At 69.3% G+C, this 11,197-nt stretch carries 9 protein-coding genes; 5 read left to right on the top strand and 4 right to left on the bottom strand.

Features of this window, described 5'->3' with window-relative positions; genetic code table 11:
* From AAC997_RS08730 to AAC997_RS08720, 3 genes are all read left to right on the top strand, one after another.
* On the top strand, positions 1–784 hold a 784-nt coding region (locus AAC997_RS08730), incomplete at its 5' end, for a TolC family protein (RefSeq protein ID WP_340645303.1).
* Entirely contained in the window at positions 784–2,037 is a 1,254-nt protein-coding gene (locus AAC997_RS08725) for an efflux RND transporter periplasmic adaptor subunit (protein ID WP_340645302.1), read from the top strand. The genes AAC997_RS08730 and AAC997_RS08725, both read left to right, overlap by 1 nt.
* Positions 2,038–2,059: 22 nt before the next feature.
* Complete coding sequence (locus AAC997_RS08720; RefSeq protein WP_340645308.1) at positions 2,060–5,200, top strand: CusA/CzcA family heavy metal efflux RND transporter; 3,141 nt, start codon at positions 2,060–2,062, stop codon at positions 5,198–5,200.
* A gap of 166 nt (positions 5,201–5,366) precedes the next feature.
* On the opposite strand, the gene AAC997_RS08715 is transcribed toward AAC997_RS08720, so the two are convergent.
* Complete coding sequence (locus tag AAC997_RS08715) at positions 5,367–6,110, bottom strand: methyltransferase (protein ID WP_340645301.1); 744 nt, start codon at positions 6,108–6,110, stop codon at positions 5,367–5,369.
* A gap of 37 nt (positions 6,111–6,147) precedes the next feature.
* Positions 6,148–7,848 carry a class I adenylate-forming enzyme family protein gene (locus AAC997_RS08710; RefSeq protein WP_340645300.1) on the bottom strand — a complete coding sequence of 567 codons (1,701 nt, stop codon included), beginning with the start codon at positions 7,846–7,848 and terminating at the stop codon, positions 6,148–6,150.
* A gap of 91 nt (positions 7,849–7,939) precedes the next feature.
* On the opposite strand from AAC997_RS08710, the gene AAC997_RS08705 reads away from it, so the two are divergent.
* Positions 7,940–9,097, top strand: coding sequence for a Gfo/Idh/MocA family oxidoreductase (locus AAC997_RS08705; RefSeq protein WP_340645299.1), 1,158 nt, complete (start codon positions 7,940–7,942; stop codon positions 9,095–9,097).
* A gap of 2 nt (positions 9,098–9,099) precedes the next feature.
* Here the strand turns inward: AAC997_RS08705 and AAC997_RS08700 are convergent, their stop codons facing one another.
* Together AAC997_RS08700 and hisC are read right to left on the bottom strand one after the other, a co-directional pair.
* Positions 9,100–9,555, bottom strand: coding sequence for a hypothetical protein (locus AAC997_RS08700; RefSeq protein ID WP_340645298.1), 456 nt, complete (start codon positions 9,553–9,555; stop codon positions 9,100–9,102).
* Positions 9,556–9,604: 49 nt separating this feature from the next.
* The gene (gene hisC / locus AAC997_RS08695) at positions 9,605–10,669 is read right to left on the bottom strand and encodes a histidinol-phosphate transaminase (RefSeq protein ID WP_340645297.1); all 1,065 of its coding nucleotides are present in this window, start codon (positions 10,667–10,669) and stop codon (positions 9,605–9,607) included.
* 42 nt (positions 10,670–10,711) lie between these two features.
* Between hisC and AAC997_RS08690 the strand changes: the two genes are divergently transcribed.
* A complete protein-coding gene (locus AAC997_RS08690) occupies positions 10,712–11,146 on the top strand; it encodes a cupin domain-containing protein (protein WP_340645296.1) in 435 nt (144 codons plus the stop codon).
* The last annotated feature ends 51 nt before the right edge of the window (positions 11,147–11,197 follow it).

The following is an 11,197-nucleotide window of genomic DNA, read 5'->3' as shown; positions in this document are numbered from 1 at the left end:
GCGCCTGGAGGGCGAGGTGGGCCGCCGGGTGCGCGCGGCGCGCGATCCGCTGTTTTCCGGCGAGCGCGCCCGCACGGCCTCCGCCCAGGCCGGGATTGACCGCGACCAGGCCCTGGCCGCCGCGCAGCAGACGCGGGCGGATCTGGCGTCCTATTGGGGCGGCAGCCCGGCCTTTGACCTGGATCCCGCCTCGCTGGAGCCGACGCCGTTGGGGCCCGCCCTCCCCGTCGCCGACACGCCCGATCTTCGCTTGCTGGCGACGGAGCGCGACCTGAGCCAGGCCCGGATCGGGGTCGAGCGCGCCCGCGCCGTGCAGGACCCGAGATGGCGGGCCGGCCTTCGCCATTTCGGTGAGAGCAATGATGTGGCGGTCATCATCGGAGCGTCGATCCCCCTGGGCCGAAACGACACCAACCGGGGCGGCATTGAGCGCGCCCAGGCTGAGCGGACGGCGGCCGCCGCCGACATGGCCGCCGCCAGGATCGACCGGGAGCGGGAGGTCGTCCGGCTGAGCGCACGGCGCGCGGCGATCCTGGCCCAGGTGAGCCGCAACGACGCCGAGGTCGCCCCCAGCGCGGCGCGGGCCGTGACCCTGGTCCGCGACGGCTTCAACCGGGGCGGCGGCGCCTTCACCTACCTGGAGGTGGCCGACGCCCAGAGGGCGGTCATCGAGGCCAAGTCCCAGCGCATCGACCTGCTGAAACGCTTCCATCTCGACGGCGTGCGCCTCGACCGGCTGACCGGTCGCCATGCCGCCCTCCTCTCCAATGTGGAGACCCGCTGATGTCCTTCCCCCTGACCCGCGGCCTGGCCGCGCTTGTCCTCAGCCTTGGCCTGCTGGCCGCCTGCGGGCAGAAGCCTGACGCCCATGCCGAGAGGGACGCGCACGCGACTCCCTCCGGCGAGTACGAACGCGGCCCCCATAGGGGTCGCATGCTTCGCGAGGGCGACTTCGCGCTGGAGATCACCATCTTCGAGGACGGGGTGGAGCCGGAGTTCCGGGTCTACGCCTATCGCAAGGACAAGCCCGTCGACCCGAAGACGGTGCAGCTGCGTGTCGAGCTCGCTCGGCTGGGCGGAAAGGTTGACCGCTTCGCCTTCACGCCGGCTGAGGACTACCTGCGGGGCGGCGGCGTGGTGGCCGAGCCCCATTCCTTCGACGTGAAGGTCCGCGCGGTGGAAAAGGGCGCGACCCACAGCTGGGCCTATGCCTCGTATGAGGGACGCACCACCATCTCGGCCCAGGCCGCCCAGGCCGGCGGCGTCCGCACCGAGCTGGCCGGACCCGCGCTGATCGGTGAGTTCATCGACCTTTCGGGCCGGGTGGAGATCACGCCCGAGGGCAAGGCCGAGGTCCGGGCCTGGTATCCCGGCCGCATCCTGATGATGCGGGGCGAGCTGGGCCAGTCGGTGCGCAAGGGTCAGCCCATGGCCCGGGTGGAATCCAGCCACAGCCTGCAGGCCTATACGATCCCCGCGCCGATCAACGGAGTGATCATCGAGAAGAACGCCAATGTCGGCGGGGTGGCGGGGGACCAACCCCTGTTCGTCATCGCCGATCCGACCCAACTTCACGCGGAGTTCTTTGTCTTCCCCCGCGACGCCGAACGCATTCGAGTTGGCCTGCCGGTGGAGGTCCGCTCGTTGTCAGGGGATGCACGGCTGACCGCCAAGGTGGAGGCCATCCTGCCCACCGCCGACCTGGCCAGCCAGACCCTGATGGCCCATGCCCACCTGCCCCCCGGCGCGGCCCAGAGCTTCCGGCCCGGCATGGGGGTCGAGGGGTCCTTCGCCGTCGGCGCCCAGCAGGCGCCGCTGGCGGTGCGCACCAAGGCGCTGCAGCGCTTCCGCGACTTCACCGTGGTCTTCGCCAGGGTGGGGACGACCTATGAGGTACGGATGCTGGACCTGGGCCGCCGCACGCCGGAATGGACGGAGGTGCTGGGCGGGCTGGAGCCCGGAACCGAATATGTCGTCGACGGGGCCTTCCTGATCCGCGCCGACATCGAGAAGGCGGGCGCCAGTCATGACCACTGACCTGGCCGCGCCGCGTGACAGCCTGCTGACACGGATCATCACTCTTTCGATCCGCTTTCGTTGGGCGGTGCTGGCCCTGGTGATCATCTCCGCCGCCGTGGGTGTCTGGAGCTTCCAGCGATTGCCCATCGATGCGACGCCGGACATCACCAATGTCCAGGTGCAGATCAACAGCCAGGCGCCCGGCTTCTCGCCGCTGGAGTCCGAACAGCGCATCACCTTCCCGGTGGAGACCGCCATCGCCGGCGTGCCGGGTCTGGTCCACACCCGCTCCATCTCCCGCTACGGCCTGAGCCAGGTGACGGCGGTGTTCGAGGATGGGACGGACATCTACTTCGCCCGCCAGCTGATCAACGAGCGGCTGCAGGGGGTGCGCGACCAGATTCCCGCCGGCATCGCCCCGGAGATGGGACCGATCTCGACCGGCCTGGGCGAGATCTTCATGTACACGGTGGAGGCCAAGCCGGGCGCGCGCAGGCCCGATGGCCAGGCCTATAGCCCCGAAGATCTGCGCACCCTGCAGGACTGGGTGATCCGGCCGCAGATGCGCACCACGCCGGGAGTCACCGAGGTCAACACCATCGGCGGATTCGAGCGGCAATATCACGTGGCCCCCCTGCCCGAGCGGCTGTCGGCCTATGGCCTGACCCTGACCGAGGTGATCTCCGCCCTGGAGACCAACAACGCCAATCTGGGGGCGGGCTATGTCGAGCGGTTCGGGGAGCAGTACCTGGTCCGGGTTCCGGGCCAGGCCGCGGGAATCGAGGACCTGAAGGGGGTCATCGTCAGTCATCGCAACGGCGTGCCAATCCGCGTCGCCGATGTCGCCGATGTGGGGATGGGCGAGGAACTGCGCACCGGGGCGGCCACCGAGAACGGCCGCGAGGTGGTGCTGGGCACCGTCATGATGCTGGTGGGGGAAAACAGCCGCACCGTCGCCCGCGCCGCCGCCGCCCGGCTGGAGGAAGCCGCCAAGGCCCTGCCGTCCGGGGTCGTCGCCGTGCCGGTCTATGACCGCACCGACCTGGTGGACCGCACGATCAAGACCGTCGCCACCAACCTGGTGGAGGGCGCGCTACTGGTGGTGGTGGTGCTGTTCCTGCTGCTGGGGAACATCCGCGCCGCCGTCATCACCGCGGCGATCATCCCGTTCTCCATGCTGCTGACCATCACCGGCATGGTCCAGGGCCGGGTCTCCGGAAACCTGATGAGCCTGGGGGCGCTGGATTTCGGCCTGATCGTCGACGGGGCGGTGATCATCGTCGAGAACTGCCTGCGGCGGTTCGGCCAGGCGCAACAGCGGCTGGGGCGGGTGCTGACCCATGACGAGCGCTTTGGCCTGGCGGCCAGCGCCACCGACGAGGTGATCGGCCCGTCGCTGTTCGGGGTGCTGATCATCACGCTAGTCTATGTGCCGATCTTCGCCCTGACCGGGGTGGAGGGGAAGATGTTCCACCCGATGGCGATCACCGTGGTCATGGCCCTGACCGCCGCGATGGTGCTGTCGCTGACCTTCGTCCCGGCCGCCGTGGCCCTGTTCGTCACCGGCAAGGTCGAGGAGCGCGAAAGCCCGGTGATGCGCGGCGCGCGCCGGGTCTATGCGCCGGCCCTGGCCTTCGCCCTGCGGACGCGCACGGCCATGGTGGGCGCAGCCGTGGTCCTGGTGCTGCTGGCCGGGTTCGCCGCGAGCCGCATGGGGTCGGAGTTCATCCCCAACCTGGACGAGGGCGATATCGCCATGCATGCCCTGCGCATCCCCGGCACCAGCCTGACCCAGGCGATCGGCATGCAGACCGCCCTGGAGGCGCGCATCAAGCGGCTGCCGGAAGTCGAGCGGGTGGTGGCCAAGCTGGGGACGGCCGAGGTGGCCACAGACCCGATGCCGCCCTCTGTGGCCGACACCTTCATCCTGCTGAAGGACCGCAAGGACTGGCCCGATCCGCGCAAGCCGCGCGCCCGGCTGGTGGCCGAACTGGAGGCGGCGGTGGCCGAGATTCCCGGCAGCAACTACGAGTTCACCCAACCGATCCAGATGCGGTTCAACGAACTGCTGTCGGGGGTGCGGGCCGATGTGGCGGTCAAGGTGTTCGGCGACGACCTGGATCAACTCAACGCGGTGGGTGAGCAGGTGAAGACGGTCCTGGAGGCCACCGAGGGCGCGCAGGACGTCAGCCTGGAACAGACGACCGGACTGCCCATGCTGCAGATCACCCCGGACCGCGCGGCGCTGGCCCGGCTGGGCTTGAATGTTCAGGACGTGCAGCGGGTGGTGGGCATATCGTTGGGGGGCGCCGTCGCGGGGCAGATCTTCGAGGGCGACCGGCGGTTCGACATCGTCGTGCGCCTCCCCGAGGCCCTGCGCAGCAATGTCGACGCGGTCGGGCGGCTGCGGATTCCGCTGGCGGCGTCCGGGGATGGCCCTCGGGGGTTCGTGCCGCTGGCCGACGTGGCCAAGGTCGAGGTCCTGATCGGGCCCAACCAGATCAGTCGCGAGAGCGGCAAGCGCCGCGTGGTGGTCACCGCCAATGTGCGCGGCCGCGACCTGGGCTCCTTCGTCGAGGACCTGCGGCGCAGGGTGGGCGCGGAGGTGGAGATCCCCAGCGGCTATTGGGTGACCTATGGCGGGACCTTCGAGCAGCTGATCTCGGCCGCCAGGCGGCTGCAGATCGTGGCGCCCGCCGTGCTGCTGCTGATCTTCGGCCTGCTCTACGCCCTGTTCCGGTCAGCCCGCGATGCGGCGATCGTGTTCTCCGGCGTGCCCCTGGCCCTGACCGGCGGGGTGGCGGCGTTGCTGCTGCGGGGGCTGCCGCTGTCGATCTCGGCGGCGGTGGGGTTCATCGCGCTCTCTGGGGTGGCGGTGCTGAACGGGGTGGTGATGGTCAGCTTCATCCGCAACCTGATTGCGCAGGGGCGTCCACTGGACGAAGCCATCTCCCAGGGCGCGCTCACCCGCCTGCGGCCGGTGCTGATGACGGCCCTGGTGGCCAGCCTGGGGTTCGTGCCGATGGCCTTCAATGTCGGGGCCGGAGCCGAGGTGCAGCGGCCGCTGGCCAGCGTGGTGATCGGCGGGATCATCTCCTCGACGATCCTCACCCTGCTGGTGCTGCCGGCGCTCTACCGGATGGTCCACGGGCGCGGGGTCGCGAAGGGAGGCGCAGCTTGAGCCTCAGATGCTCCCCTTCTGGGGGAGCTGGCGCGTCGCGCCTGAGGGGGACTTTGACTCTTGCCTATGGGCGGCGGGAGCCAACTAGGTTGGTCCCCCTTCGTCTCGAGGCTGCGCCTCGATCCACCTCCCCCACATCGGCGCTACGCGCCTGGGGGAGGATCTACTACGGCTTCACGAACTTCAGGATGAACTGGTCGGTCTTGCCGCGGATGGCGGGGTCGAAGACGTTGGCGGTGCGGGGGTCGGCGGGGATGTCCAGAAGCTGGCTCTCGCTCTCCAGCTTGAAGCCGGCGGCCTCGACCTCGGCCTTCACCGCGGCGATGTCGATGCGGTGCAGGGTGTCGGCGTCGGCGATCCCAGTGCCCGCCTTGGCCTCGTGGTCGACGATCAGGTAGACGCCGCCGGACTTCAGGGACTTGAACACCTCGGCATTGACCTTGGCGGCGGTGTCGGCGGGGAACGGCCCCAAGTGCAGGTCGTGGTAGTTCTGGACCGTCAGCACCAGGTCCAGGCCGTCGGGCAGGTCGAGGGCGCCGAAGTTCATGCTGAGCGGGGTGACGTTCTTGTAGGCCGCCGGGACCTCCTTGACCGCCTTGCCGTAGTTGGCGGCGAAGGCGATGAACTCACCGGGCTGATAGGCGTAGACCTGACCCGTGGGCCCGACGGCCACCGACAGGATGCGGGTGAAGTAGCCGCCGCCCATCACCAGATCGACCACCTTGTCGCCGGGCTTCACCCCGGTGAAGGCCAGGAGATCACCTGGCTTGCGGGCGGCGTCGGCGGCGGTCTCAGCGGCCGGGCGCGCCGGATCGGCCAGGGCCGCGGCGATGTTGGCGGGGACCTGGGCGGCGGCGGCCGTCGCGGTCAGGCCGACGATGACGGCCAGGGTGGCGAGGGTGTGTTTCATCGGAAGTCCTCTGGTTTGATCGAGAGGAGACGCGAGGTCAGCCCGCATCCTCCACCTTCAGGCTTTCGCGCAGGGCCCGCTTCAGGAACTTGCCCGAGGCGTTGCGCGGGATGGATTCGTTGAGGAACCAGACATAGCGGGGAGCCTTGTGCTTGGCGGCCAGGGCCGCGCAGTGAGCGCGCAGTTCGTCGCCGGTCAGGCTGTGGCCGGGACGCAGGAGGATGGCGGCGCCGACCTCCTCCCCCAGCCGGTCGTCGGGGACGCCGAAGACGCAAGCTTCGGCCACGGCCGGGTGGCGGTAGGCGGTGGCCTCGACCTCGGCGCAATAGACGTTCTCGCCGCCGCGCAGGACCATGTCCTTCTTGCGGTCGACGATGAAGATGAAGCCGTCCTCGTCGATGCGGGCCACGTCGCCGGTGTGCAGCCAGCCGTTGGTGATGCTCTCGGCGGTGGCGTCGGGGCGGTTGAGGTAGCCCTTGATCACCGGCGCGCCCTTGACCCAGAGCTCGCCCACCTGGCCGGGGGGCACGGTCTGGCCGTCGTCGTCCACGCAGCGGGCCTCGAATGTGGGCATGGCCGGGCCGCAGCTGTCGGGCTTGTCGACGAAGAAGTCGGCGCTGACCGAGGTGATGATGCCGCAGGTCTCGGTCATGCCGTAGCCGGTGTTGGGCCGCGCGGTGGTGACAGCGGCGTCGATCTTGGCCACCAGGTCGGGCTGCAGCTGGGCGCCGCCGCCGCCGAGGCTGAGCAGGCTGGAGGTGTCGGTCGCAGCGAAGTCGGGATGACTGATCACCTCACGCGCCATGGTGGGGACGCCGCTCATGGCGGTGACCTTCTCGGCCGCGATCAACCGCAGCGCCTCGCCCGCATCCCACTTGTACATCAGCACCATCTTGCCGCCGGCCGCCGTCAGCGCATAGGCGGCGCAGTTGTTAGCGGTGACGTGGAACAGCGGGGTGACGATCAGGCCCGCGGGCACGCCCGGGACCGGCGCGCTGGCCGGATCGATCCCGTTGGCGCGCAGGGTGGCCAGGCCCTGGACCTGGCCGGAGAAGCCCATGTTCATCAGGTTGGCGACGCAGCCGCGATGGGTGAGCTGGGCCCCCTTGGGAAAGCCCGTGGTGCCCGAGGTGTAGAAGATGCAGGCGTCGGCGTCGGGGTCGATCTGGACGTCGGGCATGTCGCCGCCGCGACGGGTGACCTCGCTGAACGGCAGGACGCCTTCCGGCGGGTTCTCCATGCGCACAGCCACCAGCCGGACGCCGTCGGCCATGGCCGGGCGCTCCTGGACGCGGGCCAGGCGCTCGGCGTCGCAGAACATCACCTTGGGGGTCGAATCCTTCAGGGCGTAGTCCATCTCGTCGGCCACCCACCAGGCGTTCATGCCGACGGCGGCGACCCCGATGCAGACGCAGGCCCAGTAGAGCAGCATCCATTCGGGATAGTTGCGCATGGCGATGGCCACCCGGTCGCCGGGGCGCACGCCCTCGGCCCAGAGCCAGGCGGCGATGGCGTTCACCCGTGTGTGGGCCTCGCCATAGGTCAGGCGCTCGTTCTCGTAGACCAGGTAGTCACGGTCGGCGAAGGCGGCGGTCGACAGCCAGACGGCGCGGATATTGGGCGGGGCGTGCTTGAAGTTGCGGATGGTGTTCCCGCGGACCTCGATGTTCTCGATCTCGAAGGGCTGGCCCTCGGCGGTCAGCTCCGACCAGGCCTGCTTGAGTTCCGCGTAGTGCATTGTTTCGTCCCGACGTTTTTTGGTTTTTCGATTTCCCCCATAGTGTCGGCATTCCGCCGGGTGCGCCAAGCGGGAAAGAGGGACCAGGGCCATGAAGACCTATCGCATCGGCGTCATCGGCCTGGGCCAGCGCATCGCCCATGTTCTGGCCGCCATGAAGGAGGTCGGCTGGAGCCTGGAGGTGGCGGCCTATGTGGATCCGGGGCCGGTGGGGGCGCCGATCCTTAGCCAGGCCGGGATCCCGCTGGGGACGCAATACACCTCCCCCGGCGCCCTGCTGCACGACGGGCCCTATGACCTGGTGATGATCGGCACGCCCAACCACCTACACATGCGCCACCTGGGCCTGGCCATGGCGGCCGGCTATCCGATCTTCGCCGAGAAGCCGATCGTGCGCACGGTGGAGGAGACCTATGCGCTCGCCCGCGCCCTGGCCGAGCCCGGCCGGCCGCCGCTGTTCATCGGCCTGGTGATGCGCTCCATGCCCATCGTGCGCGAGGTGATCAGCCGCGTGGATTCCGGCGCGCTGGGGGAGATCATCTCCATCGACGCCACCGAGCACCTGCCGGTGGAGCACGGCGCCTATCTGGCCCGCAACTGGCGGCGCAAGGTCGAGTGGGGTGGGAGCTACCTGCTGGACAAGGTGTGCCACGACTTCGATATCTTCGGGCGGATCGCCGGCGCCCGGCCCTCCAAGGTGGCGAGCTTCGGCGGGCGGCGCGTGTTCACCTCGGAGCGGGCGGGCGCGGCCCGGACCTATGACGACGGGTCGCCAGCCTATGTCGCCACCAACCCCGGCTGGATGGGCGCCAACGACGCCTTCGAGAGCGACATGGACGTCACCGACCACCAGACCGCCATGGTGGAATACGCCAACGGCGTGCGGCTGTCCTTCCACGCCAACAGCCACGTCAGCCTGCCCGAGCGGCGATGGTACGTGGCCGGAACCGACGCCACCCTGATCGCCGATTTAGTGCGCAACAAGCTGATGATCCGCCCGACGTTGAACCGGCAGAAGCCAGAGCGCATCGACTACGGCGGGGTCACCGCCGACAGCCACAACGGGGCGGACCAGGCGATGGCGCGGGACCTGTTGGCGACGCTGGAACTGGGGACGGCGTTCCCGGTGACGCCCTATGACGCCATGGAGGCGGGGCTGACGGTGATGGCGATCGACCAGGCGATGGAGGCCGGGACGATGCTGGACTGCGGGCCGATGTGGGCGGGGTTGGATGAGGCGCGGGGTTAGGTTCAGAGCCCGACCGCCTCGTCGGATTCGCAGTCGATTCTTGGCGTGGAGCCGAGCTCCCGCACGAGCGCGGCGAGGTCGTTGTAGTCCGCCGCCACCTCCATGCCCAATGGCGTCGAGAGCTTGGGGTTCGCGCGGACTCCGCTGCAGCAGAAGCAAACCGCGATCTCACCGACCATCTTCCCCTTCGCATCGTACATGCGGAAGAAATGGTGCGGGACGAAGCATGCGGCGGTGATCAGCGCCTCCGATTCCGCGTGGATATCCCCGCGAAGGCGTTTGATCTGATCGGGCGTGAGGGCGCGCACCTCGGAAATCTCGTCGTGGTCCCGCTCGTAACTGCGGGCGAAAAGGCGGGCAGAGACGGCTTCCGGATAGATTTCGTCCATCTTGCCGCCACAGGCGGTGAGCGTTGCGGCTATCAGTAGGGTTGCGAGACTGCGCAGGTATTTCTTCAAGCCCCAATCCCCCGAGTTTGAGCCAGAGCATGGGATGGTTCTGCGGGGGTCACAACCCCTGGATGATCTCTGGCAGCACCGCCAGAAGGGTGTTGGTCTGCGCCTCCGCGCCCACCGTGATCCGCAGATGCTCCCCGATTCTCGGCGCGCCCCAGCGCCGCACCAGGATGGCGCGTTCGCGCAGCGCCGCCGCGAGCGCCGCGCCGCTGTGCTGCGGGTGGCGGGTGAAGACGAAGTTGGCGCTGGATGGAAGGGTCTCGAAGCCCAGCGCGGTGAGGCCTTCGACCATGCGGGTTCGGGTCGCGGTGATGGCGGCCAGGGTCTCGCGAAAGTACCCCTCGTCCTGCACCGAGGCGATGGCGCCGGCCTGGGCGGGGCGGCCGAGGGGGTAGGAGTTGAAGCTGTCCTTTACCCGCGTCAGGGCCGCGATGAGGTCGGGGTGGCCCAGCGCGTAGCCGACGCGCAGGCCGGCCAGCGCCCGGCTCTTGGAGAAGGTGCGGACCACCAGCAGGTTGTCGTGGGCGGCGATCAGGGGAATGGCGGTGTCGGCCCCGAAGTCCACATAGGCCTCGTCGATCACCACGGGGATGTCGGGGTGGTCGGCCAGCAGGGTCTCAATGTCAGAGAGCGGCAGGGCGACGCCGGTGGGGGCGTTGGGGTTGGGCAGGATGATGGCGCCGGCCCTGCGGCGATAGTCGGCGACGCGGACCCTGAAGGCTTCGTCGAGGGGGATGGTCTGGGCCTCGATGCCGAACAGGCGACTGTAGACCGGATAGAAGCTGTAGGTGATGTCGGGGAACAGCAGGGGCGCGTCGTGCTTCAGCAGGGCGGCGAAGGCGTGGGCCAGGACCTCGTCGGAGCCGTTGCCGACGAAGACGCAGGACGCGTCGAGGCCGTGATAGGCGGCGAGGACCTGGCGCAGCTCCGTGGCCTCGGGGTCGGGATAGAGGCGCAGGGAGTCCGACGCCTCGGCGGCGATGGCGGCCAGGGCTTTCGGCGAGGGGCCGAGCGGGCTCTCATTGGTGTTGAGCTTGATCAGGCCCGGAATGCGCGGCTGCTCGCCCGGGATGTAGGGCGACAGCGTGTGGGTCAGGTCGCTCCAGAGGCGGCTCATGGAATCTCAGCTATGCTGGCGTCGGGCTCGGAGGTCTCTGACATGGAAACCCAGGTTCTGCACCTGTCGCAGGTGGCGATGATCGATTGGGCCGACCGGGCGTGGCCGGGCGCCATCAAGCCCGAGTGGTTCGCGGGCCAGTCGGAGGGACGGCTGGCCAAGCCGCTGGGGATCACCCAGTTCGGGGTGAACCTGGTGACGCTGGCGCCCGGAGCCTATTCGGCCCTGCGCCACTGGCACGCGGCGGAGGACGAGTTCGTCCACGTGCTGAGCGGCGAACTGGTGCTGATCGACGACAATGGCGAGCGGGTGCTGACGGCGGGATCGTCGGCGGGCTTCCCGACCGAGGTGGCCAATGGGCACCATCTGGTGAACCGCTCGGCGGGGCCTGCGACCTACCTGGCGGTGGGGTCGCGGCGGCCGGGGGACGAGGTGGTGACCTATCCAGATGATGATGTGGGGGTGGTGGCGAAGTAGGCGCCCTGCCCCGTCGATGCGCCCCCTCTGGGGGAGCTGGCGGCGAAGCCG

Source organism: Phenylobacterium sp., assembly GCF_037968635.1.
GTDB lineage: Bacteria > Pseudomonadota > Alphaproteobacteria > Caulobacterales > Caulobacteraceae > Phenylobacterium.
The sequence above is the reverse complement of the archived record's forward strand: the minus strand, read 5'-3'. Positions and strand labels throughout refer to the sequence as shown.